Origin of the sequence: Duganella violaceipulchra (genome assembly GCF_019166075.1) — a bacterium.
Taxonomy (GTDB): Bacteria; Pseudomonadota; Gammaproteobacteria; order Burkholderiales; family Burkholderiaceae_D; genus Rugamonas; species Rugamonas violaceipulchra.
Map to the genome: position 1 here is coordinate 264,544 of NZ_JAHTGR010000002.1, position 18,138 is coordinate 282,681.

The following is an 18,138-nucleotide window of genomic DNA, read 5'->3' on the forward strand; positions in this document are numbered from 1 at the left end:
ATTATTTCCCTGCTCCGCTGCCGACACCGGCGTCCGCGCTGGCCAGCAAGCGCGGCTCCTGCACGCCGCCCAGCTGATACAGCCGGATGAAAGTTTTCGGACCGGCCACGCCGTCCGCCTTGAGATGCTGCTCGGTCTGGAATTCGGTCAGGCGCTCGCGCAAGCCGTTGCTCAGCGGCTGGTCCTCCTGCGGCTTTTTCAGGCCATAGATCTGCGCCAGCCGGCGCGCCAGCCAGTCCACATCCGGACCATGATCGCCGCCATGCACCTCGTCGCGCCAGCTGCGCGGCGCGCGCCAGAAGGTCGTGAACTCGCCGTCGAAGCGCGCCTCCAGCGCGTCCAGGCTGATGCTTTGCGGCTTGCCGCCGGGCGCGACGATGGTCGCCTCGTGCTCGCCGATCGCCGTCAACAGCACGTAGTTCGGCGCCGTGGGATCGTCGTGCAAGGTCAGCATCGCCGGGCGGTCCAGCAGACGCAATTCCGCGACGCCGCCCTTGACCTGCAAGCAGCGCAGGTTCAAGCGCGCCGCCGTCGGACAAGGCTCGCCATCCGGCAGCGCCAGTCCCCAGATGGCCGCCAACTGGCGCAAGGCCGCCGCGCTGCCGCCCGCCGAAGCAGGCGCCGGCACGGGCACCGAGCCCGCCGCTGCCACTGGCGCAGGCAAAGGCGCAGCCACCGTCGCTGCCTTGGGCGGCGTCGCCCGCACTGCCGCCGAAGCCGCTTGCGCCCCCGGCAGAACCGGTTTCGCATCATGCGCGGCCAGCTGCCACGCCGCCACGCTCAACACCACGCCACCCAGCACGCCGGCCGCCACCAGAGGCCAGCGCGCCGCGCGCGCGCCCTCGCCGGCGATCGCCGCATCCGGCCGGGCAAACACCTCGGCCGCCGCCTTGCGCAGGATGGTGCGCGTCACCTGCGGCTGGTTCTCGACATAGGCCCCCAGCAACGCCCGGTCGCACAGCAGATTGATACGGCGCGGCACGCCCTTGGCCAGCTTGTGCACCAGCCCCATCAAGCCGCGCGGAAACGGCGCGATCGCCGCCGCGCCCGCCACCGCCAGCCGGTGCGCGATATACGCCCCGGTCTCCGCCTCGCTCAGCGAGCCCAGGTGGTAGCGCGCGATCACCCGCTGCGCCAACTGCTCCAGCACCGGCCGCGCCACCATCGCGCGCAGCTCCGGCTGGCCGATCAGGATGATCTGCAGCAGCTTGCGCTCGCTGGTCTCCAGATTGGTCAGTAGGCGCAGCTGCTCCAGCACCTCGGCCGACAGGTTCTGCGCCTCGTCGATGATCAGCACATTGTTGCGGCCCTGCGCATGGCTGGCCAGCAGGTAGGCATTGATCGCATCCACATAGCCCTTGACGCTGACCGCCCCCGCGCCCGGCGGCGCCAGCGCGATGCCGAACTCGTCGCAGATCGACAACAGCAGCTCCTCCACCGACAGCTTGGGGTTGAAGATATAGGCCAGCTTGCAGTTCTCCGGGATCTGCTCCATGAAGCAGCGGCACACGGTGGTCTTGCCGGCGCCGATCTCGCCGGTCAGCAGCACGAAACCGCCGCCGCTGCCGACGCCGTACAGCAGATGCGCCAGCGCCTCGCGATGGCGTTCGCTCATGAACAGGTAGCGGGGATCGGGCGCGATGGAAAACGGCGATTGCTTCAAATTAAAAAAATGCGTGTACATGAAGACCCTGGCGATGCGCTACTTCAAGCGCTGGCGCACCGGCGGCGGCTGCACCGGCGGCAAGGGCTTGAACTTGGCGCAGTAAATCTTGGATTTGGTATCGAAATACACGATGCGGCTGGCCGGCTTGGCCTCGCGCACCGGATAGGCCGAGCTGTCGATTCTCGCATAATGCAGGCCGACCTGGGTGATGATGGCCTGCTCCAGCTCCTCCGGCGTGGCCTCGGCCACGGCGCCGACGAAGATATAGGTGCTGGTGTCGTCGCTGACCATGACCTCGGTGATCGGCTTGCCCCACAGATTGGCGCCGTCGGTCTTGAACCAGTAGGCGCCGCCGTCGTGCTTGTACGCCGGGCCGAACGCCTTGCGCAGATAGTCGTAGTAGTAGAGATTGTCGGTCTGGTCGCGGCACAGCAGGCCGTTACCGACGATGGTGCCGAAGGTGGTCGGCACCGCTTGCGCGCCGGCGGCGCAGCAAAACGCCACCAGCACGGCGGACAGGGCGCCGCGCAGCAAGCGTATGAACGGCGGCATTATAATTTCTGCAACCAGGACCGGTTGGCGCTGATGCGCGCCTTGGCGGTGGCAGGCAGGGCTTCGTAACAGCCAGGATATTGTTTCAAGGCGCTTTCCCGAATTTCCTTCTGCAAGCCGTTAATCAAAAAAATATACAGCACCGAGCCGTCGTCCGTATTCTTGGTCCCCATGTACCTGATCATGTGCGCTCCTTTGACCTGCGCAGGTGTTCCCCGGCAATACATCCTTACGTCCATTATGACATTAACGGTCGTACCGCACTGAAGTTGAATGACAGTTCATCACCGTTTTTTTGCAGCTGATCCCCCCATTCCGCGCGTCCGTCCCATTCCACGCGCCGGCCGGCGGCGTTTGCCCTATCGTTCAATCCTCGCCACTTCCCATAATCGAGATCAAAATGAAGCAGACGATCAAACACACCGCGCTGGTTTCCGCCCTGATGGTGGCATCCCTGGCCAGCTTCGCCGCCCAGGCCGACACCAAACAGGACGATACCATCGGCACCGAAACCCGCACCGTGGCGGCCTTCAGCAACATCGCCATCAGCGGCCCGTTCCGGGTGATCGTCACCGCGCAGCCGGGCAACGCCATCGAGCTCTCCGGCCTGCGCCGCCAGTTCGCCGACATCGAAACCTCGGTCAGCGGCGACACCCTCACCGTGCGGCAGCCGCGTAAGAACAAGGGCTGGGTGTTCAACTTCGGCTGGGGCAAACAAGACAGCAAGCCGCCGATGACCATCCGCATCAGCGCGGCCGGCCTGAAGAGCCTACGCAATTCCGGCAGCGGTGATGTTGATCTGCAACAGTTCCAGGGCCAACAACTGAGCCTGACCTCGGAAGGCCCGGGCGACGTGCACGCCAGCGGCGCCGTGCGCGACCTGACCGTCACCGCCTCCGGCAGCGGCGACGTCGACCTGCGCACGCTGAAGGCGGCCAGCCTGAACCTGATGATGAGCGGCCCCGGCGACGTCACCGCCGGCGGCATGACGCAGGACGTCAACCTGACCGTCAGCGGCTCGGGCGACCTCGACCTCAGCGATCTGCACGCGGGCAAGATCAACGCCTCGATGCACGGGCCGGGCTCGGTGTCGCTGCACGGCACCAGCAAGGAAATCCGCGCAGAGATCGCCGGCTCGGGCGACCTGGAAGCGTGTTCGCTCAACACCGAAGCGGCCAGCGCCATGCTGCACGGTCCGGGCGAAGCCTGCCTGGCCGGCGCCATCAAGAAATTCGAAGCGGAAGTGCACGGCTCGGGCGACCTGACGGTGCGCGGCCTGCAAGCGCCGAGCGCGCGCGCCCTGCTCAGCGGGCCGGGCAATATGAAGCTGTCGGGCAGCGTGGGTGTGCTCAGCGCGGAAGTGAGCGGATCGGGCGATCTGGAGGGGCAGGCCTTGCAGGTGGCGCGCGCGGTCACGCGCAGCCGCGGCCCCGGCAACATCATCCTGAGCAAAGTGAGCGACGCGCTGGACGCCGAGTTGAGCGGCTCGGGCGACCTGAGCGCCACGGCCGCCTGCAAGAACGTCAAGCTCACCATGCACGGCCCGGGCGAGGTCAAGCTCGAAGGCAAGACCGACACCCTGGTCGCGCAGCTGAGCGGCTCGGGCAGCCTGCACGCCCGCCAGCTGTGGACCAGCCAGGCCGACGTCAAGGTGAGCGGCCCCGGCAACGCCATCGTCAACGTCGCCGACAAAGCCGTCACCTACGACCGCAAAGGCCGGAGCCAATAAAAAGCGGGGGTCAAGTCTGACATTCGGACACGAGCTCTGCCGTAAGCGTTGTTACGGCAGAGCTCGTGTCCGAATGTCAGACTTGACCCCCGGCGGTTTAATCGAAGCAGAGGCGCTTCTTGGTGGCGGCGATCAGCTTGTCGTCGTATGGATGCAGGTTTTCCACAAACAACAGTTCGGTCTCGTCCGGTTCTTCCAGACACATCGCCAGCATCATCGGACCATCTTCCATGCGCCCCAGGAAATGCTTGGGCCAGCGATTCTTGCGGTTCGCCTTCATCACTTCCATCCCCAGCTTGGCCAGCGGCGCCTTCACGCCGGCAGCCAACGCTTCCTTCTGCCAGTCATCCCAGTAGTCGTTCATCATCTTGCTTTCAAAGTGCACTAAAGCCATAGTGTACTCCCTCGCCCCGCCCCCTACCAAAAGCAGACCAAAGTGGCATGCAAATGCGACACCGGACCACTTGCCGAAAAATCCAGCAATAATCAGTAAAAACAAACACTTACAAATACATTCCAAGTCGACAACGCCAGTCCACTTCAATATTTTATAATACCAGTTAAATACCTGTTGACAAGCTGGTTTGCCAAACATATAGTGCCCTCACACGGGGTATCCCGGCACAGCATTCTCGGATAATCATGATCGAATTTTTAATCGGCGTAGACGGCGGCGGCACCGGCACCAGGGTGCGACTGGCGCGCGTCGACGGCATTGAACTGGCCGAAGGCGTCAGCGGTCCATCCGGCCTGATGCACGGCATCGCCAACGCCTGGGCCGCCGTCGAAGACGCGGCAGCCATGGCCTTCCGCGCCGCCGAATTGCCCATCCCCGCCAAGCAACAAGTGGCCATCGGCCTCGGCCTGGCCGGCGTGCACAACCGCGCCTGGGCGGCCGAATTCGTCGCCGCCAATCCCGGCTACGCCCGCGTCGCGCTGGAGACCGACGGCCACACCACCGTGCTGGGCGCCCATCGCGGCCAGCCGGGCTCCATCATCGCGCTGGGCACCGGCAGCGTCGGCGAGATCAAGCGCATGGACGGCGTCCACGTCGAAGTCGGCGGCTGGGGCTTCCCGGCCGGCGACGAAGCCAGCGGCGCCTGGATCGGCCTGCGCGCCGTCAACCACGTGCAGCAGGTGCTGGACGGCCGCATGCCGGCCTCCCGCTTCAGCGCCGACCTGGCGCAAGCCTGCGGCGGCGGCCGCGACGCGCTGCAGAACTGGCTGGCCAAGGCCACCCAAACGCAGTACGCGCAACTGGCGCGCATCGTGCTGCAACACGGCGAATCGAACGACACCGCGCGCGCCATCCTGCTCGAAGCGGGACGCCAGGTGGAGTTGATGGGCAACGCGCTCGACGCCGGCGGCAAGCTGCCGATCGCGCTGTGCGGCGGCCTGGCCGCGCCGCTGCGCCCCTACCTGCCGGTCTCGATGTTGAAACGGATCGTCGCGCCGCAAGGCGATTCCGCTGCGGGCGCCTTGCGGCTGATCCAACAACGTCTGAAGGAGTAAGCCCGTGCTAGCCCAGTTGAGCGATTTCAAGCCCGATGCCGAGAGCGACACCCCCCTCTACATGCAGCTGGCGAACAAGCTGTCCGACGGGATCGCGGCCGGCGACTGGCGCGCCAACGAGGCCCTGCCGTCCGAACGCGTGCTGTCGGACATGCTCAACATCTCGCGCGTGACGGCGCGCAAGGCGATCGACATGCTGTGCGAGCGCGGCATGCTGACCCGCAAGCGCGGCTCCGGCACCTACATCACGCCGAAACTGGAGCAGCCCTTATCCCGCCTGACCAGCTTTTCCGAAGAGCTGCGCGAACGCGGCTTCACGGCCGGCTCGCGCTGGCTACAGCGCGACATCGGCATCGCCTCGCCGGTCGAGCTGCTGTCGCTCGGCCTGTCGCCCAACATGCCGGTGGCGCGCCTGAAGCGCCTGCGCACCGCCGACGACGTGGTGATGGCGATCGAGACCACCACCATCCCGGCCCAGTACATGCCGAATCCGCACAGCGTGACCGATTCGCTGTACGGCTACCTGGAAGCCAACGGCACCATTCCGATGCGCGCGCTGCAGCATATCCGCGCCGTCAACGCCAGCGCGGAACAAGCGCGCCTGGCCAATATTCCTGCGGGTGCCGCGATGCTGCACATCACCCGCGTCAGTTATCTCGACAACGGCGCAGCGGTGGAACTGACCCACTCGTATTGCCGCAGTGATTATTATGAATTCGTAGCGGAGTCGCGCAGATGAGCAGTGCAATCCAAGGCAATATCCTGACCTCGGCGGGCTGGGTCCGCGGTGAGATCAGCTTCAGCGACCGCATCGCCGCCATCCACGGCAGCAGCACCGACCCGTCGAAGAACCAAGACGTCTATATCCTGCCTGGCTTTATCGACCTGCACGTGCACGGCGGCGGCGGCAAGGATGTGATGGAAGGCGGCGACGCCGTCCACACCATCGCCGCCATCCACGCCAAACACGGCACCACCAGCATGCTGGCCACCACGATGACGGCGCCGCCGGAAGACATCGAGCTGGCGCTGCAAGGCATAGGCAAGGCCGCCGCCCAGCGCGGCAAGGGCGAAGCGCGCGTGCTCGGCGTGCACCTGGAAGGACCGTACATCAACTCCGGCAAGCTGGGGGCGCAGCCGCCGTTCGCGCGCACCGCCAAGCTGGCCGACGTCGAACGCCTGGAGACCATGGCGCCGATCAAACTGATCACCGTGGCGCCGGAAATCGGCGGCCACCTGGCGCTGGTGCGCGAACTGTCGGACGCCGGCATGCGCGTGCAGATCGGCCACACCCTCGGCACCTACGAGGACGGCGTGGCCGCGCTGGAGCACGGCGCGCACGGCTTCACCCACCTGTTCAACGCCATGACCGGCCTGCATCATCGCGAACCGGGCATGGTCGGCGCCGCGCTGGCCCACGCGCAGTACGCCGAATTCATTCCCGACCTGCTGCACGTGCACCCCGGCGCCATCCGCACCGCGCTGCGCTGCATCCCGCACCTGTACTGCGTGACCGATTCGACCGCCGCCACCGGCATGCCGGACGGCGAGTACATGTTGGGCCGCCACACCGTCATGAAATGCATGGGCGGCGTGCGCCTGCCCGACGGCACGCTGGCCGGCAGCACCCTCACCATGGACCAGGCGCTGCGCAACCTGGTCGGACTCGGCCTCGATCTGGCGGACGCCTCGGCACGGGTCTCAACCTATGCGGCCGATTATCTCGGCCTGCAAGAGCGGGGCCGCCTGGCCCCCGGCGCCTACGCCGACTTTGTAGTGCTCGACCGTGACCTGAATCTCAAAGCCGTCTATATCGAAGGAGAATTGTTGTGACCTCAATGATGTTGAAAGAAGCCCTGTCCGCAGCCGATTGCGTAGCCCTCCAGCTGGCCAGCGATGGCGACCGTTACGCGGAGCTGGGCCGCAAATTGAGGAGCACGTCCTTCTCGACCGCGCTGACCATCGCCCGCGGCAGCTCCGACCACGCCTGCGCCTACGCCGCCTACCTGATCATGGCCCGCCTGGGCCGCGTGGTGGCGTCGCTGCCGATGTCGCTGGTGACCCTGAACAAATCGCCGCTGATCACCCGCGACACGCTGGCGATCTCGATCTCGCAATCGGGCCAGAGCCCGGACGTGGTCGAACCGATCCGCTACTTCCGCGACGGCGGCGCCACCACCATCGCGCTGGTCAACGACATCGATTCGCCGCTGGCGCACGCCGCCGAATGGGCGATCCCGCTGCGCGCCGGCAAAGAGCAGAGCGTGGCCGCCACCAAGAGCTTCATCACCAGCATGGTCGCCGGCGCGCGCCTGGTCGCCGCCTGGCAGAACGATCCGGAGCTGCTGGCCGGCCTGGAAGCCCTGCCTGAATCACTGCGCGCAGCGACCAAGGAAGACTGGAGCTCGGCCATCGAAGTGCTGGCGCCGGCCCGCAACATCATGGTGGTCGGCCGCGGCATCAGCTTCCCGGTGGCTTTGGAAGCTTCCCTGAAATTCAAGGAAACCTCGGCGCTGCAGGCGGAAGCCTTCAGCGGCGCGGAGATCAAGCACGGCCCGATGGCGCTGATCGAAGAAGGCTACCCGCTGGTGATCTTCGCCACCCGTGGCCCGACGCAAGCGAGCCTGCTGCAACTGGCGACCGAGATGCGCGGCCGTGGCGCGCGCGTGCTGCTGGCCGCACCGGCCGACGTGGCCGAACGCGACCTGACGTTGCCAGTGGCGGCGACGCCGGATCTCGATCCTATCGTGGCGATCCAGGCCTTCTACGTGATGGCGGCCCAGCTGTCGGCGGCACGCGGCATGGACCCGGATGCCCCGCGCCACCTGAGCAAAGTCACCAAGACCAACTAAGTCCGTGATTGCGCCGCGCCCACCCCGCAAACCGAAGGGGTCGGACCCCGTCCGGGGTCCGACCCCGGCATGCCGCCGTGCGGGGTGGCTGCTGGCGCTTGCGGCGCTCTGCGCGAACCCGGCATCCGCCGCCCAGGAAAAAATCGAATTCTGGACCTTCAGCATGAAGCCCAAATTCACTCCCTATTTCGAGACGCTGGTGAAGAACTACGAAGCCGGCAATCCGGGAGTGAAAGTGGAATGGGTCGACTTCCCGTGGGACGTGATCCAGACCAAGCTGGTGACGCGCATCGTCGCCGGCACCCCGCCCGCGCTGGTCAACCTGAACGTGCCCTGGGCCGACGAATTCGCCCGCGACGGTTTGCTCACGCCGGTCGACGCCCTGCTCGGCGACGCCCGCCCGCGCTACCTTCCCAGCACGCTGGAAGACCTGACCTTCGGCGGCAAGCTCAGTCGCCACATCTACGGCTTCCCGATGTACAGCAACGTCGCCGTCATCGCCTACAACACCCGGATTTTCAAGGCCGCCGGCATCGCGCGCGCGCCGCGCGATCTCGACGAGCAGCTGCTGTTCGCGCGCCAGATCGCCGCCCGCACCGGCAAGGCCGGCCTGTGCCCCGCGCTGTCCAAGATCGACGGCCTGATGATGCAGCAAGGCCTGGCCGTGATCCAGAACGGCAAGGCGGTGTTCAACTCGCCCGCCCACATCGCGCTGATCAAAAAGCTGGCCGAGACCTACAAGGCCGGCGGCCTGCTGAAGGACGCGCTGTTCGCCGAAGATAACTTCCCCGCCGCGATCGACGCCTACAAGGGCGGCCGCCTCGGCATGCTGCTGGCGCCACCGACAGCCGTCAAACGCATCCAGAGCGACGCCAGGGACATCTATGCCATCACCGACGTCGCCCCCGCGCCGCTGGGCCCCACCGGCATCGCCGACGGCGGCTGGCTGATCCACTTCGCCGTGCCGAAAAACGTCGACGCCAAACTGCTGCCGGCGGTCGGCAAGTTCGCCCGCTACCTGACCAACGACGCCAACCAGCTGGCGTTCGCCAAGCAGGCCAGCGTCTATCCGGCGATGGCGCAGGCGGCCAACGATCCCTTCTTCATGACCGTGCCGCCGGGCGCCGGCGCGGCCGAGAAGGCCGTATCGGCGGGCGCCGTGTCGATGCCGCATTCGCACACGCTGTACGTGGCCGGCATCACCGACTACGACGAACTGCGCCGCTACCTGGTCAAGGCCGTCGAAGCAGGCGTCACCGGCAAACAGGATGTAAAGGAAGCGCTGGACCAGGCGGTGGCGATCTGGAACAAGAAACTCAGCGCGCAGCGGAGCCACTGATGCGCAACCGCACTGGCAACCTCACCGCCTGGCTGTTCCTCGCCCCCGCGCTGGCGTTGCTGGCCGTGTTCTCGTTCTGGCCAGTGGCCTTCGGCTCCCTGCTGGCCTTTACCGACTACAGCCTGATACGCGACACCCACTGGGTCGGTCTGGACAACTTCCGCTACATCTTCGACAACGAGATGTTCGTCACCGGCCTGAAAAACTCGCTGGTCTTCCTGCTGATGGTGCCCTTCGTGCAGATCGGCGCACTCACGCTCGCGGTACTGGTCAACAACCACCTGCCCGGCATCCGCTACTTCCGCGCCGCCTTCTATGTGCCGGTGGTGACCACGGTATCGGTGGTCGGCATCATGTGGGGCTTCATGTTCCACGAACAGGGCGCGCTCAATTACGTGCTGATGACGATGCGGCTGGTCGGCGCGCCGGTCGGCTGGCTCTCCAACGACAGCCTGGCGCTGTTCGCCATCATGTTCGTCACGCTGTGGCGCGGCCTGGGCTGGTACATGGTGATGTACCTGGCCGCGCTGCAAGCCGTCCCCGCCGACATGCAGGAAGCCGCCATCCTCGACGGCGCCAACCGCTGGCAGCGTTTCTGGCGAATCACCGTGCCGATGCTACGCCCCACCATCATGGTCTGCACCATCCTGTCCGTGCTGGCCGCCTTGAAGGCCTACCAGGAAGTGGACGTGCTGACCCAGGGCGGCCCGATGAACTCCACTTTCACCGGCTTGTACTACGCCTACGACCAGGGCCTCAAGCACCTGAAGCTGCCGCGCGCCTTGGCCGCCAGCTTCGTCATGTCGATCTTCTGCATCGGCATCGCCCTGCTCTGCCTCCGCTACATCAAGCCGCGTCATAGCCAATGAGACCGATGATGAAGACCTTCACCCACTATCTGCTGCTGTGCGCGATCGCGGTGGTCTGCGTGTTCCCGTTCTGGTGGACGCTGGTGACGGCCATCTCCACCGAGGGCAACATCTTCGCCTTCCCGCCGACGTTCTGGCCGAACCAGCCGTCGTTCGAGAACTTCATCGAAGTATTCAAGGCGATTCCGATCTGGTCCTTCTTCCGCAACTCGATCCTGATCGCCGCCTGCACCGTGTTCTGGAAGCTGGCGCTGTGCTCCGCCGCCGCCTACCCGCTGGCGCGCATGCACTTCAAGGGCCGCAAGCTGGTGTTCGGCCTGATCCTCGCCACGCTGGTGCTGCCGTCGGAGGTGAACTTCCTGGTCAACTTCATCACCGTGACGAAACTGAGCCTGGTCGACACCTACACCGGCGTGATCCTGCCCAACGTCGTCACGGCGGTGGCCATCCTGCTGCTCAAGCAAGCCTTCGAGGAGGTGCCGCAGGACCTGATCGACGCCGCCCGCGTCGACGGCGCCTCCGAATGGACCATCTTCAGTAAAATCATGCTGCCGCTGATCGCGCCGTGGCTGGCCACGGTCGGCATCCTGACGGCGGTCGAGGCCTGGAACGAATACATCTGGCCCTCCATCGTGATGAGCAAGCCGGACGAATTCCCGCTGTCGGTGGGGGTGCTGTATTTGCGCGGCACCTTCGGCAGCAGCACGCGCGTGATCGCCGCCGGCACCATCTTGACCATCCTGCCCACGCTGGCAGCCTTCCTCTTTACTCAACGATTCTTCATGCGTGGCATGGACGGAGCTGTGAAATGACCCCTACCCAAAACAACCTCAGCGAATTTAGACAGATCGCCGGACAGCTGATCATGATCCGCTTCCCCGGCACCGCGCTCGATGCCGCCACCGCCGATTTCATCAAGGCCAACGGCATCCGCGCCGTCTGTCTATTCCGCGGCAACATGACCGACTCCGAACAGCTGGCCAAATTGACCGCCGACCTGCGCGCCGTCATGGGCCCCGAGTCGCTGATCGGCATCGACCAGGAGGGCGGCGCCGTGGTGCGTTCGACCTGGGTGCCGGCGCCGCCGGCGGCGATGGGCCTGGGCGCGGCCGACGACACCGACCTGTCCCAACGCACCGGCGCCGCCGTGGCGCGCGCGGTCAAGGCGCTGGGCTTCAACTGGAACTTCGCGCCGGTGCTGGACCTGAACAACAACCCGCACAACCCGGTGATCGCCGAGCGCTCCTTCGGCGCCGATCCGAAACGCGCCACCGAACTGGCGATGGCGTGGATGGCCGGCAGCCATGCCGAAGGCGTGGCCTGCTGCGTCAAGCACTTCCCCGGCCACGGCGACACCAACGTCGATTCGCACCGCGCCCTGCCGACCGTGAACAAGTCGCTGGAGGAACTGGCGCAGTTCGAGTTCGCGCCGTTCCGCATGGCCTCCGGCCAGGCGCCCGCCATGATGACGGCCCATATCGTCTACCCGACGCTGGACGCCGACAACCCGGCTTCGCTGTCGCGCCGCATCCTGCACGACCTGCTGCGCGATGAATGGCAATACAAGGGTGTGCTGATCACCGACGGCATGGACATGCACGCCATCGCCGGCCGCTACGGCGTGGGCAACGCCGCCGTGCGCGCGCTGGCAGCCGGCGCCGACCTGGTGATGGCGCTGGGCACCACCGAAACCCAGAACGAAACGCTGGACGCCATCGCCGCCGCCATCGCCTCGGGCGAGCTGGCGATGGACGAGATCAAGCTGCGGCTGGACCGCCTGGCGTCGCTGGCGCTGGCCTATCCCTGCAAGCCGCGCTCCTACAAGGAAGACGCCGCCGACCGCGAGTTGATGGCAGAAGGCTGGCGCCGCAGCCTGACCGCCTACGGCGCGCCCACCCGGCCGCCAGTGGGCGCGCGGGTGCGCCTGGTGGTGCGCCAGGACGTGGTGAGCGACGGCGTGTCCGAAGCCGGCGTGCCGGCCGAAGGCGTGGCCGCCTCGCTGCGCCGCCTGTATGACGTCGAACTGACCACCTTCGCCGACGCCGACACCTTCGACTGGAGCGCGCTGCCGCAGGACGGACGCTACACGATCCTGGCCTCGACCTCGCGCCTGCGCTACGGCGAGCACGCGCGCGCCACCTGGAAGCCGGACCTGCACCTGGCCTTGTGGAATCCGTACCAGGCGCTCGACATCCAGTCGCCATCGCTGATGACCTACGGCTTCGCCCAGCCGGCGCTGGACGCGGTCAACGGCTGGCTGTGCGGCGAACTGGAAGCGACCGGCAACGCACCGGTGCCCGGCTTCGCATAAGCAATCAATCAGGGGAGGAGGCAATATGGACAACAAAAAAATACGCGACCCGAAGTTCTGGGTTCCCAGCCTGTACCTGGCGCAGGGCCTGCCGTTCTTCGCGGTGGCGATCGTCGCCAACCAGATGTTGAAGAGCATGGGCGTGCCCAACGACGAGCTCAATCACTGGACCGGCTTGATCGGCTTCGCCTGGGTGTTCAAGCCCCTGTGGAGTCCCTTCCTCGAACTGGCCAGCAGCAAGAAGCTGGTGGTGGTCGGCTTCCAGATCTTCGGCGGCTTGTGCCTGGGCGGCGTGGCGCTGGCGCTGCACGCGCCGTTCTGGTTCGCCGCCTGCATGGCCATGCTCGCGCTGGTGGGCATCTCGTCGGCCACGCACGACATCTCCTGCGACGGCTTGTACATCTCCAGCCTCGATGAAAAAGGCCAGGCCAAATACGCCGGCTGGACCGGCACCTTCTTCAACGCCGGCAAGTTCTTCACCACCGGCGGCCTGCTGCTGCTGGCCGGCCACTTCGAGAAGACCTTGGGCGTGGTGCCGGCATGGACCATCAGCTTCTGCATCCTGGCCGTCATCATGGTGACGCTGGGCCTTTACAACAGCTGGGCGCTGCCGACCGCGAAGAACGAAGTCACGGCCGACACCAACGCCGGCGCCATCGCCCGCACCTTGTGGGAAGTGATCGTCGAGTTCTTCAAAAAGCCCGGCATCTGGGTCGCTATCCTGTTCATCATCCTGTTCCGCGCCGGCGAGGCGCAGGTGCAGTCGATCGGCCCCTTGTTCCTGCGCGAGGCGCGCAACCTCGGCGGCCTCGGACTGACCACCGCCGAAGTGGGCGCCGTGTACGGCACCGTCGGCACCGTGGCCTTCGTGGTCGGCAGCATCGCCGGCGGCTACTTCACCTCGTGGCTCAGCCTCAAGCGCGCCATCCTGTGGCTGATCCTCGCGGTCAACCTGCCCAACGTCGCGTTCTACCTGCTGTCGGTGTTCCAGCCCACCGAGCTGTCGGTGATCGGCGTGGCGCTCAGCGTCGAGATGTTCGGCTACGGCTTCGGCTTCGTCGGCCTGATTCTGTACATGATGCAGGTGGTCGCGCCGGGCAAATACCAGACCGCGCACTATGCCTTCTCGACCGGCATCATGCAGCTCGGCTTCGTGCTGTTCAAACTGTTCAGCGGCGACATCCAGCTGTCGCTGGGCTACCAGCACTTCTTCGTGTGGGTGATGCTGTGCGCGATTCCGGTGGCGATCCTGTCGCAGCTCATTCCGATGACGGCACGTCCGCAGGCCGAGGAAGAGCCGGCGCCGCAAGCCGTGCGCGCGGGTTAAGCGGATGGCCAGCGTCAGCCTCCAACAGATCGTCAAGCGCTACGACCAAACCCCGGTGGTGCACGGCGTCGACCTCGATATCGCCGACGGCGAATTCATGGTCTTCGTCGGCCCTTCCGGTTGCGGCAAATCGACGCTGCTGCGCATGATCGCCGGCCTGGAAGACATCAGCGGCGGCACGCTGCACATCGGCGGCGCGCTGGCCAACGATATCGCGCCGGCGCAGCGCAAGCTGGCCATGGTGTTCCAGTCCTACGCGCTGTATCCGCACATGACAGTGTACGAGAACATGGCTTTCGCCCTCAAGCTGGCCGGCCGCAAGCCGGCCGAGGTGGTGGCGGCGGTGGAGCGCGCGGCGACCATCCTGCAGATCGCCCCGCTGCTCAAGCGCCGGCCCAAGGAGCTGTCCGGCGGCCAGCGCCAGCGCGTGGCCATCGGCCGCGCCATCGTGCGCACGCCGGAGGTGTTCCTGTTCGACGAGCCACTCTCCAACCTTGACGCCAGCCTGCGGGTGCAGATGCGGGTGGAGATCAGCCGCCTGCACCAGGAACTCAAGACCACCATGATCTACGTCACCCACGACCAGGTCGAGGCGATGACGCTGGGCCAGCGCATCGCGGTGTTCAACGCCGGCCGCATCGAGCAGGTCGGCACGCCGCATGCGCTGTACAACCATCCGGCCAACCTGTTCGTGGCCGGCTTCCTCGGCACGCCGAAGATGAACTTCATCGCCGGCGAGATCATCGCCACGTCGGCCGGCCACGCCAGCGTGCTGCTGCCCGGCGGCGCCGTGGTCGACGTGGACGCGGGCGGTTCCGAACGCGGCCCGCAACGCGGCGACCGCGTCACGCTGGGCGTGCGCGCCGAGCACCTGTCCATCGTCGACGGCGCCGGCGACGGCGCCAACACCATCGACGTCGGCATCGGCCACGTGGAATACCTGGGCGACCAGTCGATCGTCTACACCACCCTGGCCGGTGCCGGCGAAATGATCGCCGTCAAGCGGGCCGCCGAGGCGCTGCCGCTGCGCGCCGGCGACCTTACCCGCATCCACCTGCCGCCGTCGCGTTGCCTGCTGTTTGACGCCGGCGGCCGGGCGCTGGCGCGCGGGCCGACACACGCTTGAATTCGTAATTCGAACCGGTTTTATGTAACAATACGCGGGTTTACACACTGTCGCGATGGCATGGCGTACCCGCCGGCTCTCTAAATTGTTTGATAGAAGGATAATTCATGTCCCACATTCGTCTCGCTCGTATTAGCCTGATCCTGGCCGCCATCGGCCTGAACGCCGCACCGGCCATGCTGGGCATGTCCCCTGCCTACGCCGCCGAAGCCGCCAAGCCGGCCGAGCCGCCCAAGGACACCGTGCGTCCGGAGATCTACAAGCTGATCGACCCGGCCCAGACCAAGGAACTGCTGGCGGCCAAGAACTACGCCGAATTCAAGAACCGCATCGACACTGCGGCCGCGATGCCGAACGTGACGCCGTACGAAGACTTCATCCTCAACCAGATGCGCGTGCAACTGGGCCAGGCCAGCGGCGACTATCCAGGCACCGTCAAGGCGCTGACCGGCATGATCGACTCGGGCCGCCTCAAGCCGGACGACAAGCTGCGCTTCATCGACGCCGTCGGCGGCATCTACTACAGCAACATCAAGGACTACGACCAGGCCATCGCCTGGTTCACCCGCTACGGCGTCGAGTCGGGCGACACGCTCAAGCAGCGCCAGTTCATCGTGCGCTCCTACTTCTTCAAGGACGATTTCGCCACCGCCAAGGCCGAAGCGCTGAAGGACGTTGCCGCGGCCAAGAAGTCCGGCGCCATCCCGCCGAAGGACGAGCTCAACCTGCTGGGCAACGTCGGCATCAAGACCAAGGACACCGAGCTGTATCTGCAAGCGGTGGAAGAGCTGACCCGCTACTACCCAAGCGAAGACTACTGGTTCGACCTGCTGAACCGCACCCGCGGCAAGAAATCCTACGCGCCGCGCCTGGACCTGGACATCGCCCGCCTGAAGGCGCTGGCCGCGCCATCGAAGATGGAGCCCGAGGACTACGCGGAAATCGCCGAACTGGCGGTGCTGGGCGGCTTCTTCACCGAAGCCAAGATCGCCATGGACAAGGGCTACCCGGGCGCCATCCCGGCCGACAAGAACAAGGCCGCGCTGCAAAAAATCCGCGACAGCGCCAACAAGGGCGCCGCCGACGACGCGAAGAACATCGACAAGGGCATCGAATCGGCGACCAAGTCGAAGGACGGCGTCGGCATGGTCAACCTGGGCTACAACTTCGTGACTCTGGGCCAGGCCGACAAGGGCATCGAGCTGATGAAGCAAGGTATCGCCAAGGGCGTGGCCAAGAATCCAGAGGACGCCAAGCTGCGCCTGGCCTACGCGCTGGCCATCGCCGGCAAGAAGGATGAATCGGTCAAGCTGCTGGAAACCATCGGCGGCGCCGACGGCCGCGGCGACCTGGCGCGCTACTGGATCATGTACCAGAACCCGCCAAAAGCGGCACCGGCGGAAGCCAAGTAATCCACGAAAACCGGCCTCGCGCCGGTTTTTTTTACCCCGCACGGCCAGGCGGGGTCAGACCCCGTACGGGGTCTGACCCCTATGTGGGGCGGCTGGCGTATCGCTTAAGCCCACGGGGTCAGCGCGAGCGCATGGCACCCGATAACGCATCGAGCAGCTGATGCCCGCCGTCGTTGCTCAACTCCCAGAACATCGCCCCGCGCAGGCCCTGCGCCTTGATGTAGCCGGCTTTCTCCCGGATCGAGGCCGCGTCCTCGTAGCTGATCCAGACCCGCTGCGCCGCGTGGTACAGGTACGGCGCCTTGGCCGCATCATTCCAGTAGCGCCGATAGCCCTGGCCACCCTCGCCCTCCGCCGTCAGGTAGCCCTGCTTGAGCAGATGGCTGTAACCATACGAATTGCCGCCGTCCACGCCGCCCGTGGCGCCGCCGTCGCATGGCTGGTACTGGCCGTCGCCGTTGGCGCCCGGCGCGCAGCCCTTCCAGCCGTAGCCATAGAACGGCACGCCCAGCACCAGCTTGTCCGCCGCCACGCCGGCCCGCAGGTAGCGCTGCACCGAGCCCGCCGCGTGGAAGCCGCTGGCCGTCACCGGATCGCCCGCGTCGGCCGCCAGCGCCGCGTGGTGGCCGCTGTTTTTCTCCCACGGCATGTGGTAGTCGTAGGCCATGATGTTGATCCAGTCCAGGCTCTGCGACAGCTGTTTGATCCAGCCGCTGCCGGCCGCCCCTTCGTTGACGTAGTTGGCGTTGCCGCCGGCCGCGATGGTGATGCTGTAATGCTTGCGGTCGGCCTTGCCGGCGGCGTCGAAGGCGGCGCGCAGCTCGCGCGCCAGCAGGATGAAGTTCTGCTTGTCCGCCGGCCGCGCGCACACCGCGCCCGCCACGCAAGGCACGCCGGCCTCGGTCGGATATTCCCAGTCGATGTCGACCCCGTCCAGGCCGTAGCGCCGCATCAGCTTCACCGCCGAGGCCACGAAGCTGGCGCGCGCCGGCGCGCTGTCGGCCACGTTGGAAAACCGGTTCGACCAGTCCCAGCCGCCGACCGACACCACCACCTTGAAGCGCGGATGCTGTCTTTTCAGCGCCACCAGCGCGCGCAGGTTGGCGCCGTCCCGGGCGGCGTCGCGGAACACCAGCGCGCCGTTGGCCGGGGCGGCGTCGCCGGCCGCGTCCTGGCACGCGGCCACGTAGTTGACCGAGGGCTCGGGGTTGCCGTGCCGGCCGTCCCAGCAAACGTCGAGGAAGGCGTACAAGGCCATCGTCAGCTTGCCGGCGCCGACGTTGGCGGCGGTGACCGGGAAGGCGTCCGACTTCCAGCCGGGATAGTAGCCGACGATCTCCGGCGCGGCGGTGGCGGTGGTGGCGGTGGCGGTGGCTGGCATGGCGGCGGCCAGCGCCGCCGCCATGGCCCAGTGTTTCAGGTGGTGCATGTGCAGAGATCCTT

Annotated in this window: 17 protein-coding genes; 12 read left to right on the forward strand and 5 right to left on the reverse strand. The window is 66.3% G+C overall.

From position 1 onward, the window contains the following. Position 1: 1 nt before the first annotated feature. Genes KVP70_RS04095 through KVP70_RS04105 form a run of 3 tightly spaced genes read right to left on the reverse strand, consistent with a single transcriptional unit; the run spans position 2 to position 2,403 of the window. Entirely contained in the window at positions 2-1,684 is a 1,683-nt protein-coding gene (locus tag KVP70_RS04095; RefSeq protein ID WP_217940824.1) for an ExeA family protein, read from the reverse strand. A gap of 18 nt (positions 1,685-1,702) precedes the next feature. Beyond that, positions 1,703-2,218: a hypothetical protein gene (locus KVP70_RS04100; RefSeq protein ID WP_217940825.1), complete on the reverse strand. Its 516-nt coding sequence runs from the start codon at positions 2,216-2,218 to the stop codon at positions 1,703-1,705. After that, positions 2,218-2,403 carry a hypothetical protein gene (locus tag KVP70_RS04105; protein WP_043480370.1) on the reverse strand — a complete coding sequence of 62 codons (186 nt, stop codon included), beginning with the start codon at positions 2,401-2,403 and terminating at the stop codon, positions 2,218-2,220. Before KVP70_RS04105 ends, KVP70_RS04100 begins: the two co-directional genes overlap by 1 nt. A gap of 215 nt (positions 2,404-2,618) precedes the next feature. On the opposite strand from KVP70_RS04105, the gene KVP70_RS04110 reads away from it, so the two are divergent. Next, complete coding sequence (locus KVP70_RS04110) at positions 2,619-3,947, forward strand: GIN domain-containing protein (RefSeq protein ID WP_217940826.1); 1,329 nt, start codon at positions 2,619-2,621, stop codon at positions 3,945-3,947. A gap of 97 nt (positions 3,948-4,044) precedes the next feature. Here KVP70_RS04110 and KVP70_RS04115 read toward each other — a convergent pair whose 3' ends face one another. After that, the gene (locus KVP70_RS04115; protein ID WP_229224585.1) at positions 4,045-4,341 is read right to left on the reverse strand and encodes a hypothetical protein; all 297 of its coding nucleotides are present in this window, start codon (positions 4,339-4,341) and stop codon (positions 4,045-4,047) included. 248 nt (positions 4,342-4,589) lie between these two features. Between KVP70_RS04115 and KVP70_RS04120 the strand changes: the two genes are divergently transcribed. The 11 genes from KVP70_RS04120 (at position 4,590) to KVP70_RS04170 (ending at position 16,695) form a co-directional block, all read left to right on the forward strand. Continuing rightward, a complete protein-coding gene (locus tag KVP70_RS04120; protein ID WP_217940827.1) occupies positions 4,590-5,459 on the forward strand; it encodes a glucosamine kinase nucleotide-binding domain-containing protein in 870 nt (289 codons plus the stop codon). A gap of 4 nt (positions 5,460-5,463) precedes the next feature. Next, the gene (locus KVP70_RS04125; RefSeq protein WP_116993485.1) at positions 5,464-6,198 is read left to right on the forward strand and encodes a GntR family transcriptional regulator; all 735 of its coding nucleotides are present in this window, start codon (positions 5,464-5,466) and stop codon (positions 6,196-6,198) included. After that, complete coding sequence (gene nagA, locus KVP70_RS04130) at positions 6,195-7,292, forward strand: N-acetylglucosamine-6-phosphate deacetylase (protein WP_217940828.1); 1,098 nt, start codon at positions 6,195-6,197, stop codon at positions 7,290-7,292. Before KVP70_RS04125 ends, nagA begins: the two co-directional genes overlap by 4 nt. A 5-nt stretch (positions 7,293-7,297) precedes the next feature. After that, positions 7,298-8,311 carry an SIS domain-containing protein gene (locus KVP70_RS04135; protein ID WP_217941148.1) on the forward strand — a complete coding sequence of 338 codons (1,014 nt, stop codon included), beginning with the start codon at positions 7,298-7,300 and terminating at the stop codon, positions 8,309-8,311. Positions 8,312-8,474: 163 nt separating this feature from the next. Beyond that, entirely contained in the window at positions 8,475-9,650 is a 1,176-nt protein-coding gene (locus KVP70_RS04140) for an ABC transporter substrate-binding protein (protein ID WP_229224586.1), read from the forward strand. Next, complete coding sequence (locus KVP70_RS04145; RefSeq protein ID WP_217940829.1) at positions 9,650-10,519, forward strand: carbohydrate ABC transporter permease; 870 nt, start codon at positions 9,650-9,652, stop codon at positions 10,517-10,519. Before KVP70_RS04140 ends, KVP70_RS04145 begins: the two co-directional genes overlap by 1 nt. Before the next feature lie 8 nt (positions 10,520-10,527). After that, entirely contained in the window at positions 10,528-11,331 is an 804-nt protein-coding gene (locus KVP70_RS04150) for a carbohydrate ABC transporter permease (RefSeq protein ID WP_229224587.1), read from the forward strand. Next, positions 11,328-12,830, forward strand: coding sequence for a beta-N-acetylhexosaminidase (gene nagZ / locus KVP70_RS04155; protein WP_217940831.1), 1,503 nt, complete (start codon positions 11,328-11,330; stop codon positions 12,828-12,830). Before KVP70_RS04150 ends, nagZ begins: the two co-directional genes overlap by 4 nt. Positions 12,831-12,855: 25 nt before the next feature. Next, positions 12,856-14,157 (forward strand): MFS transporter, encoded by a 1,302-nt coding sequence (locus KVP70_RS04160; RefSeq protein ID WP_217940832.1) that lies wholly within the window; start codon positions 12,856-12,858, stop codon positions 14,155-14,157. Between the two features lie 4 nt (positions 14,158-14,161). Beyond that, the gene (locus KVP70_RS04165; protein WP_217940833.1) at positions 14,162-15,283 is read left to right on the forward strand and encodes an ABC transporter ATP-binding protein; all 1,122 of its coding nucleotides are present in this window, start codon (positions 14,162-14,164) and stop codon (positions 15,281-15,283) included. A 107-nt stretch (positions 15,284-15,390) separates the two neighbouring features. Continuing rightward, entirely contained in the window at positions 15,391-16,695 is a 1,305-nt protein-coding gene (locus KVP70_RS04170) for a hypothetical protein (protein WP_217940834.1), read from the forward strand. Between the two features lie 118 nt (positions 16,696-16,813). On the opposite strand, the gene KVP70_RS04175 is transcribed toward KVP70_RS04170, so the two are convergent. Continuing rightward, complete coding sequence (locus KVP70_RS04175) at positions 16,814-18,124, reverse strand: glycoside hydrolase family 18 protein (protein ID WP_263011139.1); 1,311 nt, start codon at positions 18,122-18,124, stop codon at positions 16,814-16,816. Between the last annotated feature and the right edge of the window lie 14 nt (positions 18,125-18,138).